Genomic DNA, 17,232 nt, shown 5'->3' on the forward strand with positions numbered 1-17,232 from the left:
GTCTCAAGTCCCCTGCAACCGAGCCGTCGTCCGGGTCAGCGCGGCCGTGAAGGGGTGGGCCGGGCGGGTCAGGATCTCCTCCGCCGGGCCCGTCTCGACCAGTTCGCCGGCGTCCAGGACCACAATGCGGTGAGCCAGGGCGGCCGTGTCGAGGTCGTGGGTGATCAGGACGAGGGTCAGGTCGGGGCGGGTGTGCAGGAGTGCGGTGAGGGTGTCGAGGATCGTGCGGCGGGTCACCGGGTCCAGGGCCGAGGTGATCTCGTCGCACAGCAGGACACGCGGGCGGGCGAGCAACGCGCGGGCCAGGGCGGCGCGTTGGAGTTCGCCGCCGGAGAGGGCGGCGGGGAGACGGGCCCACAGGGACTCGGTGAGACCGAGGCTCGTCAGGGTGTCGCGGGCCTCGTCCTGAGCGGCCGGCGTGGTCAGGCCGCGCAGGCGGATCGCCGTGCGGGAGACCTGGTCCAGGATCGTGCGGTGCTCGTCGAACGCCGAGCGCGCGTCCTGGAACACGTACTGCACGGCGGCGAGTTGGGCGCGGGTCCGGTCGCGGAGGCTGCGGGGGAGAGGGGTGCCGTCGAGGGTGACCTCGCCGTCGTACGTGCGGTGCAGGCCGGCCAGGGTGCGGGCCAGGGTCGTCTTGCCGCTGCCCGAACGGCCCACCACGGCAAGGCATTCGCCCTGGTGGAGGGTGAGGCGGGGGATGTGGACGACCGGGGTACGGCGGTGACGAGCCGTCAAGTTCTCGATGCCCAGGACCTGTTCGCCCGGTGTCGTGTCCGGTGACGTGAACGGCCTTGCCGCATCGAAGAGTTCGCGGGTCCACGGGTGCTGCGGAGTGAGACGGAGGCGGTCCACGGGGCCCGACTCGACGACGCGGCCCGCACGCATGACGTGGACCTCGTCGGCGAGGGCCCGGACGACGTCCAGGTCATGGCTGAGGAGGACCACCGCGATGCCGCGCGCGGCCAGGGCGGAGAGTTCGTCGACCACCCGGCTCTTCGTCAACGCGTCCTGCCCGGTGGTGGGTTCGTCGGCCACGACGACCTGGGCACCGAGGAGGAGGGCCTGAGCGAGGGTGATGCGCTGCTGCTGGCCGCCGGAGAGCTGGTGGGGGAAGCGGCGCAGCAGGGGTTCAGGGACCTGGGCGTCGGCGAGGGCGCCCGCCAACAGTCCCCGGCGTTCCGTACGAGGCCGGGTACGGGCGATGTCCGTCAGCAGCGCCGAGACCCGGCGGGCGGGGTTGAGGACGGCGGCCGGATGCTGAGGGACGTACCCGACCCGGTCGGCGGCACGGACCTCGCCGGTCACGGCGGCGCCGGGCGGGAACTCGCCGAGCAACGCGAGCCCGGTCGTGGTCTTGCCGCTCCCCGACGCGCCCACCAGCGCGGTGACGCGACCGGCGGTCACGCGGAGGCTGACGCCGTCGACGATGGCCCGGCCGCCGATCTCGACGCGGAGATCACGGAGTTCGGCGACGACGCGCTCACTCGGGGCGGTCTCGGCCGCACTGTCTCCGGCTGGGACGCGTGGGGGCTCAGCAGCTCTCTTCGGCATACGCCGGGTCCTGTCGCCTCCGGCTGGGACGCGCGCGAGCCCGCCACCTCCGTCGGGGACCCGCCCAGCCTTGCTACGCCCGCTGAGGGGACGTTCGGCTCCGCCGCCGTCGGGAGTGTGGAAGATTCCGCCGTCTATGTCGGGAACGCGCCCGAGCCCAGCATCTCCGCCCGGACCCCGCGAGGCTCCGCCACTCGCGCCCGGAACCCGGGCAGCCCCACCAGCCCCGTCCGCAACAGGCCCGCCGCTGCCACCCGCACCACTCATGAGACCGTTGTCCCCTTCTTACGGCCCAACGCCGCGTCGAACAGCAGATTCGTCCCCGTCGTCAGCGCCACGATCAGCAGCGCCGGTACCACCACCGCCCACGGCTGCACGAACAGCCCCGTCCGGTTCCGGTCGACCATCACCGCCCAGTCCGCCGCGTCCGGCTCGACGCCGACGCCGAGGAACGCGGCGGTGGCCACCAGGTACAGCACCCCGGTGAGCCGCGTCCCCGCGTCGGCGGCCAACGTCCGTACGCCCGAGCGCGCGACGGTTCCGACGGCGATCCGCCACCACCCCTCGCCCTGCATCCGCAGCGCCTCGACGGCCGGACGCGACGCCGCTTCCCCGGCTGCGGCCCGTACGATCCGTGCGGCGTCCGGCACGTTCACCGCCGCCACCAGCAGCGCGAGCCCCACCGCCCCCGGCGAGAACACCGCAGCGACGAGCAGGATCAGCAACAGCGAAGGCACCGCGAGGAGTACGTCCAGCGGACGCATCAACACCTCCTCCAGCCACCGCCGATGCGTCAGCGCACAGCACAACCCGACGGGCAGCGCGACGAGATACGCCAGTACGGTCGCCGCGAGCGCGGTCACGACCACCGGCCGACCCCCGTGCAGGATCTGCTGGACGACGTCCCGCCCCACGAAGTCGGTCCCGAGCCAGTGCCCGCCCCCGAGCGTGAACGAGGTTCCCCGGGGCCCGGGTTGACCCGCGAACACCGGCCCGAGCAGTGCCAGCAGGAGAGGCACCGCGACGATCACCACCCCCAACGCGAACCGCCCCTTCACGCCGCCACCTCCGCCCGAGGCGCGAACCGGTGCGCCACCAGATCAGCCCCCAGATTCAGTACGACCGTCAGCACCCCGAACACCACAGCGAGCCCCTGCACGACCGGCACATCCCGCTCGGACACCGCGTTCAGCAACACCGTCCCCAGCCCCGGAATCACGAACAACGCCTCCACGACGATCACCCCGCACAGCAACCAGTCGACAGTGCGCGCCAGTTGCTGCACAGCCGGCGCGAGCGCGTTCGGCAGCGCGTGCAGATACCGCACCCGCGCCTTCGCCACCCCGTACCGCCGGGCCTGCGCCACGTACGGCGAGGCCAGCGCCTCGACCATCCCGGCCCGCACCAGCCGCGACAGCGAACACACCGGCCGGGCGAGGAGAACGAGCACCGGCAGCACTAACACGGCTGGATGCGCGAGGAGTTCGGTCCCGTACCCGACAGCGGTCGGCGGCAGCCAGTCGAGCCGCAGCGCGAACACCGTCACGAGCAGCACCCCGAGTGCGAACTCCGGTACGGCGTACACCCCGAGAGTCACCGCACTGGCCAACCGATCAATCCAGCCGCCTTCATGACGGGCCATCAGCACCCCCAGCCCGAACCCCGCCGGGACCAGCAACAGCAACGTCAGCGAGGCGAGCAGCAGCGTCGGCCCGAAGCCGTCGGAGAGGTACAGGGAGACCGGCCGCCCGGAGACCAGGGACGTGCCCAGATCCCCGTGCAGCAGTCCACCCGCCCAGCTCAACAGCCGTTCCCCGGCGGGCTGGTCGAGGTGCATCGCCTCCCGGATCGCCGCGATCCGCGCCGGGTCGGGCTGATCGCCCGCGAGGGCGACCGCCGCGTCACCGGGCAGCGCCTCGGCGAGCGCGAAGACCAGCAGCACCACAGCCACGGTCTGCACGACGCCGAGCAGCAGCCGCCGGACGACGAACGAGCCGAGAAAACTCACGCGAGCCACACCTTGTCGAACCGCGCCCAGCCCAGCGTGTTGGCCGGCGCGGCCTTCTCAACGCCCTTGACCTGGCGGCCCGTTCCGATGATCCAGTCCGCGAACCCCCACACCAGGAACCCGCCCTCGGTGTACAGCCGCCGCTGCATCCGCCCGTATACGGCGGCCCGTTCGGTCGCGTCGGACGTCGACTGCGCCTGCCGGTACAGCGCGTCGAAGTCCTTGTGCCGCCAGTGCGTCGCGTTGGTCGTCGAGTCGGTCAGCAGCCGCTGTGAGATGTGCGCCTCGATCGGCATCGCGCCCGAGCGGTAGCAGGCGAGGACACCGGAGTCGAGGATGTCGCTCCAGTACGAGTCCTTGCTGCCGACCCGCACTTCGACGGTGACGCCCGCCTTCTTGGCCTGGTCGCGGAAGATCCCGGCGGCCTCCGTGAACCCGGCGGCGACCTCCGAGGTGTCCAGCGTGACCTTGAGGTCCGAGGCCCCGGCCGCCTTCAGCAGCGCCCGCGCCTTCGCCAAGTCCTGGGCGCGCTGCGGGAGATCGGCCGCGTAGTACTCGTACCCCTTGCCGAACAGGTCGTTGCCGACGACACCCGCGCCCGACAGCGCGCCGTCCACGAGTTCCTGCCGGTCGGCGATGAGGAAGAACGCCTGCCGGACGCGCGGGTCGTCGAACGGCGGCCGGTCGGTCTTCATCGCGAACGCCTGCATGGCGCTGCCGCGCAGCCGCACGATCTCGATCTGACCGCGTCCCTCGTGCGCGCGGGCGGTCGTCGGGTTCAGCTCGTGCGCATACTCGATCTGACCGCCCAACAGGGCGTTGACGCGCGCCGATTCCTCGTTCGCGACGACGAACTCCAGCTCGTCCAGGTGCGGGGCGCCCTCCCAGTAGGAGTCGTTGCGCCGGAAGACCGCCGAACGCCCCGGCGCGAACGACACGAACCTGAACGGCCCCGACCCGACGGGCTTCTTGTCGAAGTCGGTCGCCTTGTCGGGCACGATGTACGCGCCGAACGCGGCCAGCACGTTGGCGAATTCGGCGGTCGGCCGCTTCAGCACGAACTCGATCGTCCGCGTCCCCGTCGCCCGGCTCACGGCGAGGTCGATGGGCTCCAGGGACGCCTTGGCGCGGAACGCCTTCGCCGGGTCGGCGATCCGGCGGTAGCTGTACAGCACGTCCTGCGCGGTGACGGGCCTTCCGTCGTGGAACTCGGCCTCGCGCAGGGTGACTTGCCACCGGTCGAGGGTCTTGTTCGGCTCCCACTTCGCCGCGAGCCGGGGTACGGCGGCGAGGTTCGGGCCGTAGTCGGCGAGCTTGTCGTACTGCGCCTTGGCGCGGGCGACGTCACCGAAGAGGTTCGCGAGGTGCGGATCGAGGTTCTCGCTGGCACCGCCACCGGCGAAGGCGGCCCGGAGCCGTCCCCCGCGCACGGGCGTGTCACTCCGATCACTCCGAGGCTCGCCACCACCGGAGTCGCCGCAGCCGTTGACCGCCAAAGCACCCAGCGAAGCCGCCCCCGCCGCCAGAAAACCCCGGCGACCCAAAGGAAAACGCATCAGACATCCTCAAGAAGAAGTAGTGAGACGAGCGATCACATGCAGCCGGTCGGCATCCGCCGCAGAACCCGGCAACGAGCCCTCCCGCCAAGGAGGTTCGGTACGCGGCCCGGGTCCGTCGTGCAGCTCCAGCACCTCGAACCCGTGCGCCGCCAGCCGGTGCCGCAGCTCCAGCGGGAACAACAGCCGCCACGCCGACCGCTGTTCGACCGCACCGCCCTCGGTCTCCCAGACCCGCGTCCGGCGCAGGAGCTGAGCCGTGCGGTCCACGGTGAGCGTGGTCGTCGACCGGTACGAAACTCCCTGCCAGACAAAGGAGTTCAGGCTCGGCGCGGCCAACAGGTCGGTCCGGCCCAGGAAATACGCCCCGTTGCGCATCTCCGCGACCAGCAGCCCACCCGGCGCGAGCGCCCGCCGTACCGAGCGCAGACAGGCGTCGAGCTGGTCGTCGGTGTGGCAGTACAGCAGCGCGCTGTCCAGACAGAGCACGGCGTCGAACTCACCCGCGCCCAGGTCGAATTCGTGCAGGTCGGCCGTGACGTACGAGGGCCCGGGGTGGACGGCCCGCGCGTGCGCCAGCATCGCCTCCGACAGGTCGGCCCCGGTGACGGTACGGCCGGTGCCGTGCAGGTACGCGGCGTCGCGCCCGGTGCCGCAGCCCAGGTCGAGGACGCGGGCGCCGGCGTCGTATCGACGGAGGCAGTCCTCGGCCCAGCGCCCGGCGAGCCGCTCGGCGTCGGGGAAGCGGGCCTCGTACAGGGCGGGGTTGTCCGTAAGGAGGTTGCGCACAGCGGAAGTTGGCTCAGTCGAGGTCAGCTCAACTGAGGTCGGTTCAGCGGAAGTTGGCCCAGCAGAAGTCGGTTCAGTCGTCACCCTCACACCCCCGCCACAGCGACAGCCCGCGCCTCGGACGGCAGCGACCCCAGCCGATGCAGCCACGCCACCCCCGCCGCCGACACCAGTCCGAACCCCGCGCAGCACACCCACGGCAGCCAGGCCACGTCCCCGCGCTCGCCGGTGTCCATCGCCCACCCGACGACCGCGTTGCCGACGGCCGCCGCGATACCGGACACGACGTAGAAGATCCCGAAGTACGTGCCGGTCAACTCGGGCCTGCCGAACCGGGGGATGAGCTCCATGACGAACGGCTGGGCGACCATCACACCGAGGTACAGCAGCAGCGTCCCGACGAGAACGGGCAGCACCCGCAAGGCAGTTGGTCCGTCGGAGACCCCGGCGACGACAGCCGGTGGAAGGAAGCCGACCGCCATCACACCGAGCCCGACGGCGATCCAACGCGCCCTGTTCCCCCGCTCCTTGAGCGCGGCGGTGATCCGCAGTTGCAGCGCGAGGTTCGCGAGCGTGCCGACGAGGAAGACGATCCCGGCGGCCCCGTCCCAGCCGGTGGCCCGGCGTGCCCCGTCGGGGAGCAGCAGGTAGAGCTGGTTCTCCAGGGTGAACATGCCGACCATCGCCAACGCGAAGGCCAGGAAGGCACGTTGACCCAGCACTTCGCGCCAGTCCCCGAGGACCGTGCTCTTGCTCGGCGCGACCTTGCGGGCCGGCAGCACGAGCGCCTGGGCGACCGTCAGGACCGCGAAGATCGCGGCGGCGGTCAGCGCCGACGTCCGGAAGTCCACCAGCAGCAGCGCACTCCCCAGCAGCGGCCCGACCAGCGCCCCGGCCGTCGCGAACACGTTGAACAGCGCGAACGCCTCCGCCTTGCGCTCCCCCGACTCCTGCGAGACGTACGCCCGCACGGCCGGGTTGAACAACGCCCCCGCGAACCCGCTCAGCACCGACGCGGCCAGCAGCACCACCAGGCTGTCCCCGAGCGCGAACAGCGCGAACCCGACGGTCCGCAGCGCGCACCCGGCGATGATGACCCCGCGCGCCCCGAGCCGGTCGGACGCGGACCCGCCGATGATGAACAGCCCCTGCTGACTGAGGTTCCGCACCCCGAGGACGACCCCGACCACGGCGGCCGACAGCCCCAGGTTCTCCCCGAGGTGCGTCGCGAGATAGGGGATCAGCAGATAGAACCCGGTGTTGACGCCGAACTGGTTGACCAGCAACAGCTGTACGGCGAGCGGGAATTGCCGCATCTCACGCCACGTGCGCACGCGACACACCCCCGAACCGCACCCCGAGCCCGGGCAGCCCGCTCGTCCGCACGTACCCGTCGTCGCCCCCGATCCCCGACCACGGATCGCGCGCCAGCAGCAGATGCCCGTCCAGGTCCACCCACCGCGCCCGGTCGGCGAGATGGACGGCGGGCGCGATCCCGAGACTGCTCGCGGTCAGGCACCCCAGCATCAGCGAGGTCCCGCTGCCCTCGATCAACTCCGCGATGCGCAGGGCGTTGTGGACGCCGCCGCACTTGGCGAGCTTGACGTTGACACCCTGTACGCGTCCGGCGAGGCGACGTACGTCCTCGATCCGTACGGCGTCCTCGTCGGCGATCACCGGCACCGGCGATTCAGCGGCAAGCGCCGCGAGCCCCTCGGGGTCGCCGGGCGCCACCGGCTGTTCCACGGCCTCGACGCCGAGTTCGGCGAACCGGGGGAGCAGCTGACGCGCCTCCGCCATGCTCCAGGCCCCGTTGGGGTCGAGCAGGAGCCGGGCATCGGGCGCCGCGTCGTGGATGACGCGGACGCGCTCCACGGCCTCCTCGGCCGCACCGGCCTTGACCTTGATGACACGGAAACCGCAGGCCGAGAGTCTCCGCGCCTCGGCGGCGGCCTTCGCGAGCGAGGTGATGCCGATGGTCCGCGCGGTCGCCGCGAACGGCGTGGCGGGGGAGCCCAGCAGGGCGTGCACCGGCTTCCCGGCCCGCTTGCCGACGAGGTCCAACAGCGCCGACTCGACGGCCGCCGTGACGGCCGGGGGCATGTCGGCGCCGGTCAACTCACCGTCGCACAGGGCCGTTTCGGGGTCCGGGTAGCGGGTCAGGTCGACGGACGACAGGTGCCGGTTCAGGGTCTCGGCGTCCAGGTCGTAGTACACGCTGCTGACGGCCTCGCCGTGGCCTCGGGTGCCGTCGGGGTCCTCGATCGTGAGCCAGACGGCGTCGCGGGCGGACATGGTGGAGCGGGAGATGCGCAGCGGCTCGGTGAGGTCGAGGCGGACGGTGCGCAGGGTGGCCTTCACGGGGTCCTTTCCAACAGGGGGTCGGTGACGCGGGTGCAGCGGGCCCAGCCGGTGGCCTCGGCGGCGGTGGGGTGCGGGATCTCCACCGGGCGGGTGGCCGCCGTGGCGGGGGAGAGGCCGTGCGCGGCGGTGAAGTCGTCGTCGAAGACGGAGTTCAGGTAGCGGTGGGGGCCGTCGGGGAAGACGGTCGCGACGACCGCGCCCGGGTGGACGCGGGCCGCCCAGGCGGCGACGCGCGCGACCGCGCCCGTACTCCAGCCGCCGCTGACGAAGCTCTCCCGGGCCAGCCTGCGGCAGGCGTCCACGGCCTCGGCGGGGCCGATCCAGTGGACCTCGTCGAACGCGTCGTAGGCGACGTTGCGCGGGTGGATGCTGCTGCCGAGGCCGCGCATCAGGCGGGGCCGGGCGGGCTGGCCGAAGATCGTGGAACCCGTCGAGTCCACGCCGATCAGGCGCAGTTGAGGCCAGTGACGGCGCAGCGGCCCGATCACACCGGCGCTGTGCCCGCCCGTGCCGACGCTGCACACCAGGATGTCCAAGTGGTCGATCTGGGCGGCGAGTTCGGCGGCCAGAGAGGCGTAACCGGCCGTGTTGTCGGGGTTGTTGTACTGGTCGGGCCAGTACGCGTCCGGCAGGACGGCCAACAGCTCGCGCAGTCGGGCGAGTCGGGCCGCCTGCCAGCCGCCGACCGGCGCCGGACGGTCGACGAGGTCGAGCCGGACACCGTGCGCACGCAGCAACTGCCGCATGGACGGCTCCAGTTCGCTGTCCCCGACGAGGACCACCGGATGCCCGAGCGCCTGCCCGGCGAACGCGAGCCCGATCCCGAGCGTGCCCGAGGTGGACTCAACTACTGGTGCGCCGGGCCGGAGTTCGCCCCGCTCCCGGGCTCCGAGCAGCATCGACACGGCCGCCCGCGCCTTCATCCCACCGGCCGCGAGCCCTTCCAGCTTCGCCCAGAATCCGGGCTGCGGTCCGGGCAGTCCGGCGGTGATCCGTACGACGGGCGTGCGGCCGAGGAGTTCGAGCAACTCCGGCCGGGCGACGGCGCGTTCGGCGGTCGTGGTCATCGCACGCCTCCGGCACGGTAGCGGTGAACGGTCCCGGGACCGCCGTCCAGCCAGAAGAACGGGTACGGCTCCGCGCACACCGCGCTCACCCCGTGCCCGAGGAAGTGCGGCAGGACCGCGCTGCCGGTCTGGGCGAACATCACGAGCGGACGCCCGCCTGCCCGCTCCCGCAGCGCGTCGAACGTGCCGTTGCCCAGCGTCATCCCGGACACCAGCAGCGCGTCACACCCGTCCACGGCCGCGAGCGCGTCGACCGCGACCGGCTCGCCCCACTCCGTCTTACCGCCCTTCAGATCGCACGCCACATACCGCAGCCCGCGCGAACGCAGCGCCTCCAGAAGGGAGTTGACGACCCCGACGACCAGGACCGTCGACCCCTCGGGCACGTCGAGCAGCTCGACGACGGCCCGTGCGCGCACCCGCGACTTCTCCAGGGACGTCCCGGCGGGCAGCGCGACCGGCTCGCCGCCGTGCGGGACGGCGTGCATGAGGTAGGCGTCGAGCGCGGCAACTCGCACCGGGAGCAAGGGGTGTTGGAGCAGCTGGGCGACGTCGGCGCCGACACAGTCGTCCAGCGCCTCCTCGGGGAGCGCGCCGGGTTCGACCGCGCAGGAGCCGACCGCCTCGCCGATGCGCAGGCTCAGCACCTCGTTGCGGTAGCCGGTGCCGCGCCCGTCGTGCCGTACGGCCTGCTGGGTGCGGAAGGCGACGGCGACGCGTACGGCCGCCGGGTCGGGGCCGAGGGCGCCGTCGAGGGCCTGGTGCAGGAGCGCGTCGAAGGAGGTCTCCGTCAGGGCGGTCACCGGATCACCAGCCCGGCGCGCAGCGTCGACAGCGCCGACTCGACGCGGTCGCGGGCGCCGAGGCCGTCCGGGTCGCCCGCCATGACGTGGCCGAGATACTCGTTGTTGCTGCCGGCCGCCTTCACCTGCCGTCCCGGCTCGGCGAGTTGGAGTTCCAGGAGGTCGCCGGGGAGGCCGGTGCCGTCCAGGGCTTCGAGGGTGCCCGAGGTGTCGGGGACGACGAAGCCGATCGCCGCGCTGGTCAGGCCGGTGTCCTTGCGGGCCAGGTCGGGGGCGAGGCCGAGGGCGACGTCCACGAAGGCGGCGGCGAGGTCGATTCCGGTGACGTGGCGGACCAGTTCGGTGATGCGGTTGCCCGCCGGACGCGGGTTCACCTCGACGATGCGGGGGCCGGACGAGGTGAGCTTGACCTCGGTGTGCGCGACGACGCCGTCCACCAGGCCCAGCGCCTTCAGGGCGGCCAGCGCGGTGTGCTCGGCGGCCTCGGTGTCCGCCGGGGAGAGGGCGGCCGGGAACATGTGGCCCGTCTCGATGAACGCCGGTTCCCCGCCGATGCTCTTGTCCGTCACGCCGATCACGTGGACCGCGCCCGCGTGCGACACCGTCTCCACGCTCACCTCGGGGCCGTCCAGCAGCTCTTCGAGGAGGACGGCCGGATCGCGGCGCTGGCCACGGGCGTTGACCGGGAACGCCGTCAACGCGCGGAAGGCGTCCGCCAGTTGGGCCTCGTCGTCGACACGTCGTACGAGCATCCCGGCGCACAGGTCGACCGGCTTCACGACCAGCGGGTAGCCGATCTCCCGTGCCGCGTCGGCGAGTTCGGACCATTCGGTGCGGACGGCGAAACGCGGGCCGGGGACTCCCGCCTCGGTGAGGACGCGGCGGGTGGCGTCCTTGCGGCACGCGTCCTCTACGGCCTGCGCGCCCGGGCCCGGGAGGTCCAGGTGGGCGGCGATGCGGGCGACCGTCGGGAGGTAGTAGTCGCAGGACGTGACGACGCCGTCGAAGCCGAACACGCCGTGCAGCGCGACCACTCGGGGCAGCAGAGTGTCCGTGTCGTTCGTGTCGGCGGTGACGACATTGCTCGCTCCGAGCAGCGGGTGTGCCGTGCCCTCGGGCGCCGAGCGCAGGTAGTGGTGCAGATCACGGGTGAGGAACGTGAACGTGTGCCCGCTCTCGCGGATCGCCCTCGGCAGCAGTCTGCTCATCGAACCGACCCAGCTCTCGACCACCAACAGATGAGCCACGACTCCCCTTTCAGGGACAGGAGTTGAGTTCTCGGCGCAGGCCGGAGCGCGCCTTCGCGGAAGGCGGCCCCGGTTGTGATGTGGCGACCTTATCGATAATCATTTTCATTGTCATCTGGCTGTCCATGGTCAACCGAAGGGAATCCCTTGACCTTCCTGCCGCGCTGCGTGGTGCTCCTCGCCGCCACCGCGCTCCTGCACCTGCCGCTCCCGTCCGCGTCCGCCGCCGAGCCGCTGCGCTTCGGCCCCTGCCCCGACTCCGTCCCCGCGCCGCCCGCGCCCGACCGCGTCGAGTGCGGGCACCTGAGCGTGCCCCTCGACCACCGCCGCCCCGACGGTCCCCATATCGACATAGCCGTTTCCCGCGTCCCCGCCTCGGGGGAGCGCCGGGGGATCCTGCTCGTCAACCCCGGCGGCCCCGGCGGCTCCGGACTGCCGTACGCCGTCACCAAGCGGGCCAAGCTCCCCGAGAGCGTTCGCCGCGCCTACGACGTCATCGGCTTCGACCCGCGCGGCGTGGGCGCCAGCGCGCCCGCCGACTGCGGCGAGATGGGCGGCCTGTTCAAGACCCCGGCCCCCGACCTCGAAGGCCGCGCGTACCTGGCGTCCCTGAAGGCCCTCGCCGACGACTGCGCCGGCAACGCCCTGCCGTACCTCTCCACCGAGGAGACCGCGTACGACATGGACGCGATCCGCTCCGCGCTGGGCGAGCCGGTGACGAACTTCCTCGGGGTGTCGTACGGGAGCTACCTGGGCGCCGCGTACACCGCGCTGTTCCCCGCGCGGACCGGGCGGATGGTGCTGGACAGCGTGGTCGGGCCGTGGGACTGGTACGACTTCGACGTACTCCAGGCACGGGCGCTGCTGCGGCAGCGGGAGACGTTCTTCGGGTGGGCCGCGGGGCATGACGAACGGTTCGGGCTGGGGGATACGGCGGAGGAGGTCCGGCGGGCGTATCTGCGGGTGCGGGAAGGGTTCGAGGGGTACGGGTCTGGCGGGGCGGACAGCGCTGGGGCCTCCGGCACGGGCGGGCGCACTGGCTCCGACAGGCGGGCCAGCGCTGATCCCGGGGGCGTAAAGGGTGCCGGGGGTTCCGCCCAACCGGCCCTCGGCCCCGCCGACTTCGACCGTGTCGTCTACCGCGCCCTCGGCCGCACCGAACGCTGGGCCCCCCTCGCCGACGGCCTCCGCGCCTACCTCCGCGACGGCTCCACCGACGGTCTGCGCCTCCCCGCCCCCTTCGACAGCCCCGCGTCACGCACCTACGAAGCCGCCAACCGCATCGTGAAGTGCGCCGACGGACCCGCCCCCACACCCGCGCGGATCCTCGCCGACCGGCACCACCTGCACCGCCTCGCCCCCGCCCCCGTCCTCACCGGCATGGAAGCGGCGGCCTGCGCGTACTGGCACCACCGCCCCGCCCACCGCACACCGCTCGGCAGCCCCGACGCACCGCCGCTGCTGCTCGTCGCCTCCGCGCACGACCCGGTCACCCCGGCCGAGGGTGCCCATGCGCTGCGCCGCCTCCTGCCGGGCTCGCGTATCGTCACCCTCGACGACGACTACTCGCACGGCGTGTTCGCGAGCCGGGGCAACGCGTGCGTCGACGGGACCGTGGCCGCGTACCTCCTCGACGGGGACGTGCCCCCGGCCGATGTCCGGTGCGTCGGGCCGGGGTTGCCCGCCGTGAGCTGACGAGGCGTGTCAACTCCCCCGGGCGGCCGGGGGAGTTGGTGAGCTGGGAGTTGGCCCCCATTTTACGTGGGGGAAACCGGTGCTGAATTGACTGAAGTTGTAAAGGTGAATCATTATTCAACCAACCTCACCGCGCTCGTAGCAGCGGGTGGGGCCTTGCGAGTACCCCCTCCCCGCATGTCCGCGGACGTCACCGCCTGCGTCGAGCACTCGCATCGAGAGTCACCTCCCACACGACGACTGCACAGAGGCTCAACTTGTCCCGTACGCAGTACTCCAGAAGCCTGGCGCTGCTCGCAGCGACCGCCTTCGCAGCCTCCGCCGCGCCCCTCCTCCTCGCGGCCACTCCGGCAGCCGCCACGACCGGCGCCGGCTGCTCCTCCGCCACCATCCAGTACCGCCTCGAAGGCGGCGACTGGACCTCCACCGGCGGCTTCCGCACCTGGAACTCCGGTCTCGACAAGGTCGAGGTCCGGCTCGCGCCCGACCAGCAGGTCGGCGCGGACTGCAAGTACCCCGTCTCGCTCGCCAAGTACACGACGGAAGGCCCGAGCTGGCCGACGTCCGGCAAGCAGACCCTCGTCCAGAAGGCCACCGTCTACCTCGGCAAGGACGACGTCGTCGGCAAGGACGACTCCGGCCGCACCTGGCAGAAGCTGAACGTCGAGACGCCGGACTGCTACGGCCAGATCGACCTCTACGGCGACGACGTCAGCTACGACGGCGGCACCGGCGAGGGCCACGGCCCCGCGCCCTACCAGCCCGGGAACGTCGTCACGCCGAACCACCTGATAGCCGCGTGGAACGGCGGTGACAAGGAGTGCACGCCGGCGACGCCGCCGTCCGAGCCGAGCACGCCGCCGAGCACGCCTCCCGCCACGCCGCCGGCCGGCGAGACCACGCCGCCGCCCGCCACGGAGACGACTCCGCCGGCCGCGCCGCCGACCACGCCGGTCTCGGAGACGCCGCCGACCACGCCGGACGTGCCGCCGATGACCACGCCGCCGCCGAGCACGCCGACCCCGTCGCCGTCGCCGAGCGAGTCGACGCCGCCGCTGGCCGAGACCGGGGCGAGCACGCCGGTCGGGCCGATCGCGGGCGGCGCTGCCGCCGTCGTCGTGATCGGGGCGGGTGCGGTGTTCTTCGCGAACCGGTCTAAGAAGAAGGGCGCGGCCCAGTAGGCGCGTGAGGTGACGTGAGGGGGCCTCTCCGGCTGGTCTGCGGAGGGGCCCCCTTTCTGTACGTAGTAGAGCCGCCGTATGAATGAGTAAATCCGGCCCTCTGTTGACTTTCGGTTCTGTGAGCCAGAGGATTCCGGGGGTGAACCCTCTTGCGAGCCCCGCTCTCCCCGCCGCCCTCGACGAGGCCGCCCATCGCTGCCTCGTCGCCGGATTCGCCGGTACGGACACCGTGCCCGACGACCTCAAGAAGCTGATCGAGCGCGGGCTCGGCGGGGTCATCCTGTTCACCCGCAACATCCGGGACGCCGAGCAGGTGCGGGCGCTGACGTCCGCGCTGCGCGCGCTGCGGGACGATCTGCTGATCGGTATCGACAACGAAGGCGGGGGGATCGGGCACCTCGTCACCGCCGGGGCGCCCGAGGTGCCCGGGAACTACGCCCTTGGCGTCGTCGACGATCCCTCGCTCACCGCCGCCTGCGCGGACGCGCTCGCCGCGCACCTCGCGAGTCTCGGGATCAGCGCGTCGTACGGGCCCGTCGCCGATCTTCAGCATCGCGGGGAGAATCCCATCGTCCGTACGCGGGCCTTCGGGGGCGATCCCGACCTGGTCTCCCGGCATCTGCGGGCCTGGATCTCCGCGACCGAGGCTCGGGGGGTGGCTTCCTGTGCGAAGCACTTCCCTGGGCATGGAGGAACCGTCACCGACAGTCACTATGAACTTGCCGTCGATCCTCGGGCTTACGAAGAGTTGGATCTCGCGCCGTTTCGGGCCGCCATCGAGGCGGGGGTGCCGATGTTGATGAGCGCGCATGTCGTTTTCCCCGCGCTGGACGCTGCGCTGCCTGCGACTCTGAGTCCTTATGTGCTGGGGGAGTTGCTGCGGGGGGAGCTTGGGTTCGAGGGGGTGCTCGTCAGTGATGCGCTGGAGATGAAGGCCATCGCTGATCGGTACGGGGAGGCTGCGGGGGCTCGGCTTGCGCTTGCTGCCGGGGCGGATCAAGTCATCGTTGCTGTGCCGGAATTGGCTACGACCCTTGCTTGTCGGGATGCCGTTCTGGGGGCGTTGCGCGACGGGTCGTTGAGTGAAGAGCGGGTCTTTGAGGCTGCGTTGCGGGTGCGGGGGCTTGTTTCGCGGTATGGGGTGCCTGTTGTGCCGGGGGAGATTTCCACGTGGGATGCGGGGATGGTGGCTGCTCGGCGGGCCGTGGGGAAGGGGGAGTTGGGGTCGGGCGGGGGTGCGGGGGCGTATGTCGTGGATCTGTTTCCTCGGCCTCATCCCGCTTTGAACTGGGGTGGGGAGAGTTTGGTGAGTGCGGTGCGGGAGGTTGATCCGTCGGCTGATGGGGTGGTTGTTGCTGGGGAGCCGGAGGATTGGGAGGTGGTGGTTGCGGAAGCGTTGAAGGCGGCTGAGGGGCGGGCCTTGGTGGTTGCCGCTTGTGATGCGGAGTTGTATCCCTGGCAGGAGTGGGTGCGGGGGGCGTTGTTGGCTGCTCGGCCGGATGCGGTTTCTGTTGCTACCGGGTTGCCTGGGGTGGGGGATGAGGGGGCTGTGCTGTCTTATGGGCGGGGGAGGGTGAATCTTCGGGCTGTGGCGGAGGTTGTGGTGGGGGCGCGGTAAGGGTGGGGTGGTGCGGGGAGTGTGGCGAGTGCGGGTTTGTATGTGGTTGCTCGCGCAGTTCCCCGCGCCCCTAAAGACGACAACTCACCCTGGGGTGATTAGTTCTGTTACTCCACGGGTCGCCAAGTAGGTGGCGTCACCGGCGCGTTCAGCCAGGACTATTGCCGGGCGGGCGCCTTCCGCTCGCATGTTCATCCATGTTTCGAAGAACGCGCCTCCTGGACCCGATGTCGAGCGAGTGGACGGGGTGCAATCCAGGACCAGCGCCGTTTCTCTGGGGGACGGTGCCAAGGGGAGCGTGCGGAGTTCTGTGATTGTTTCCTCGATCGCCTCCGCGATCGGTTTGGGGGTGCCCTTCGAGTCGAACAGGCCCAGGGTGTACTCCAGTTCGGGGTAGTCCGCCAGGCTGCGGTCCACGTCGTGGGAGCACCACCATGTGACGCCCCAGAGGTTCGTGCAGCTTGCCGCGTTGAGGAGGGTTTCGCGGGCGAAGAGGGGGGCGTCCGGGGCGGGGATGTGGGGTTCGGGGGCGCCCGTTTCCTGGACCCAGACCTTGCGGGTGGGGTCCGTCGCGTAAGCCTTGGCCAGTTCCGTGCCGTACTCCGCCAAGTGGTGGACCTGGGTCGAGCGCGGGCCGTAGCGGCGGGCGCAGTCGCCGGAGAAGACCCAGGGGTGGACCGTCGTCAGGTCGCCCTTGCGGGCGGACGCCTCAGGGGTGAACGGGTGGTCGTCGCCGTACCAGGCCGCGTCGTACGCGGAGTGCGTGACCAGGCCGGCGGGGCCCAGGCCTTCGCGGGATGCCGTGAGGAGGGTGTCGAGGTAGTGGTCGACCTCGGTCGCCGTGACCGGGTTGTGCTCGACCAGGTTGTTCAGTTCGTTGCCGAGCTGGAGGCCGATGAGGTTGGGGCGGTCGGCCAGGGCCTTGCCGAGGGTGCGCAGGAGGTTCGCCTGGGCCTCGATGGCCTCCGGGTCGGTGAAGACGTTGCGGTGGTGCCAGCTGCGGGTCCACTCCGGGTAGAAGTCGAAGCTCGACAGGTGGCCCTGTACGCCGTCCACCATGACGTCGAGGTCCACTTCCGCCGCGAGGTCCACCAGGCGGACCAGTTGGTCCACTGCTGCCGGGCGGATGTACGTGCGGTTCGGCTGGAGGAGGGGCCACAGGTGGAAGACGCGGACGTGGTCCAGGCCCAGTGCGGCGATCTGGGCGAGGTCTTCGCGGGTGTTCTGCGCGTCGAAGTCGTGCCAGGCGTGGAACCAGCCCCGGCGTGGGGTGTAGTTGACGCCGAAGCGGAGTTCCGGAGCGGGCGGGGGCGTGCTGATGGCGTTCTCCTCGGGTCGCGGATCCACTTC

General features: G+C 71.5%; 14 protein-coding genes. 3 read left to right on the plus strand and 11 right to left on the minus strand.

All coding sequences use genetic code 11. The features are described from left to right. Positions 1-3 precede the first annotated feature (3 nt). The 10 genes from J8M50_RS21960 to J8M50_RS22005 all read right to left on the minus strand — a co-directional run bounded on the left by J8M50_RS21960 (position 4) and on the right by J8M50_RS22005 (position 11,388). On the minus strand, positions 4-1,554 hold the full coding sequence (locus J8M50_RS21960; protein WP_010358987.1) for an ABC transporter ATP-binding protein: 1,551 nt from the start codon (positions 1,552-1,554) through the stop codon (positions 4-6). Between the two features lie 263 nt (positions 1,555-1,817). Next, positions 1,818-2,612 carry an ABC transporter permease gene (locus J8M50_RS21965; protein ID WP_010358989.1) on the minus strand — a complete coding sequence of 265 codons (795 nt, stop codon included), beginning with the start codon at positions 2,610-2,612 and terminating at the stop codon, positions 1,818-1,820. Next, positions 2,609-3,562, minus strand: coding sequence for an ABC transporter permease (locus J8M50_RS21970; protein ID WP_010358991.1), 954 nt, complete (start codon positions 3,560-3,562; stop codon positions 2,609-2,611). Before J8M50_RS21970 ends, J8M50_RS21965 begins: the two co-directional genes overlap by 4 nt. Further along, positions 3,559-5,118 (minus strand): ABC transporter substrate-binding protein, encoded by a 1,560-nt coding sequence (locus J8M50_RS21975; RefSeq protein ID WP_029184482.1) that lies wholly within the window; start codon positions 5,116-5,118, stop codon positions 3,559-3,561. The genes J8M50_RS21970 and J8M50_RS21975 overlap by 4 nt, the downstream gene beginning before the upstream one ends. Before the next feature lie 9 nt (positions 5,119-5,127). Then, positions 5,128-5,907, minus strand: coding sequence for a class I SAM-dependent methyltransferase (locus tag J8M50_RS21980; protein ID WP_010358994.1), 780 nt, complete (start codon positions 5,905-5,907; stop codon positions 5,128-5,130). 86 nt (positions 5,908-5,993) lie between these two features. Beyond that, positions 5,994-7,241, minus strand: coding sequence for an MFS transporter (locus tag J8M50_RS21985; RefSeq protein ID WP_010358995.1), 1,248 nt, complete (start codon positions 7,239-7,241; stop codon positions 5,994-5,996). Next, positions 7,225-8,268 carry a dipeptide epimerase gene (locus tag J8M50_RS21990; RefSeq protein WP_010358996.1) on the minus strand — a complete coding sequence of 348 codons (1,044 nt, stop codon included), beginning with the start codon at positions 8,266-8,268 and terminating at the stop codon, positions 7,225-7,227. Before J8M50_RS21990 ends, J8M50_RS21985 begins: the two co-directional genes overlap by 17 nt. Then, a complete protein-coding gene (locus tag J8M50_RS21995; protein ID WP_010358998.1) occupies positions 8,265-9,338 on the minus strand; it encodes a PLP-dependent cysteine synthase family protein in 1,074 nt (357 codons plus the stop codon). Before J8M50_RS21995 ends, J8M50_RS21990 begins: the two co-directional genes overlap by 4 nt. Further along, positions 9,335-10,141, minus strand: coding sequence for a Rossmann-like domain-containing protein (locus J8M50_RS22000; protein ID WP_010358999.1), 807 nt, complete (start codon positions 10,139-10,141; stop codon positions 9,335-9,337). The genes J8M50_RS21995 and J8M50_RS22000 overlap by 4 nt, the downstream gene beginning before the upstream one ends. Further along, positions 10,138-11,388, minus strand: coding sequence for an ATP-grasp domain-containing protein (locus tag J8M50_RS22005; protein ID WP_029184483.1), 1,251 nt, complete (start codon positions 11,386-11,388; stop codon positions 10,138-10,140). The genes J8M50_RS22000 and J8M50_RS22005 overlap by 4 nt, the downstream gene beginning before the upstream one ends. 147 nt (positions 11,389-11,535) lie before the next feature. On the opposite strand from J8M50_RS22005, the gene J8M50_RS22010 reads away from it, so the two are divergent. The 3 genes from J8M50_RS22010 to J8M50_RS22020 all read left to right on the plus strand — a co-directional run bounded on the left by J8M50_RS22010 (position 11,536) and on the right by J8M50_RS22020 (position 15,882). Then, entirely contained in the window at positions 11,536-13,083 is a 1,548-nt protein-coding gene (locus tag J8M50_RS22010; protein WP_010359001.1) for an alpha/beta hydrolase, read from the plus strand. Between the two features lie 257 nt (positions 13,084-13,340). Further along, entirely contained in the window at positions 13,341-14,264 is a 924-nt protein-coding gene (locus J8M50_RS22015; protein WP_223786240.1) for an LAETG motif-containing sortase-dependent surface protein, read from the plus strand. Positions 14,265-14,403: 139 nt separating this feature from the next. Next, positions 14,404-15,882, plus strand: coding sequence for a glycoside hydrolase family 3 N-terminal domain-containing protein (locus J8M50_RS22020; protein WP_010356560.1), 1,479 nt, complete (start codon positions 14,404-14,406; stop codon positions 15,880-15,882). A gap of 84 nt (positions 15,883-15,966) precedes the next feature. On the opposite strand, the gene J8M50_RS22025 is transcribed toward J8M50_RS22020, so the two are convergent. After that, on the minus strand, positions 15,967-17,229 hold the full coding sequence (locus J8M50_RS22025; RefSeq protein ID WP_010356561.1) for a glycoside hydrolase 5 family protein: 1,263 nt from the start codon (positions 17,227-17,229) through the stop codon (positions 15,967-15,969). Positions 17,230-17,232 lie beyond the last annotated feature (3 nt).

The organism is Streptomyces acidiscabies, assembly GCF_020010905.1.
GTDB lineage: Bacteria > Actinomycetota > Actinomycetes > Streptomycetales > Streptomycetaceae > Streptomyces > Streptomyces acidiscabies.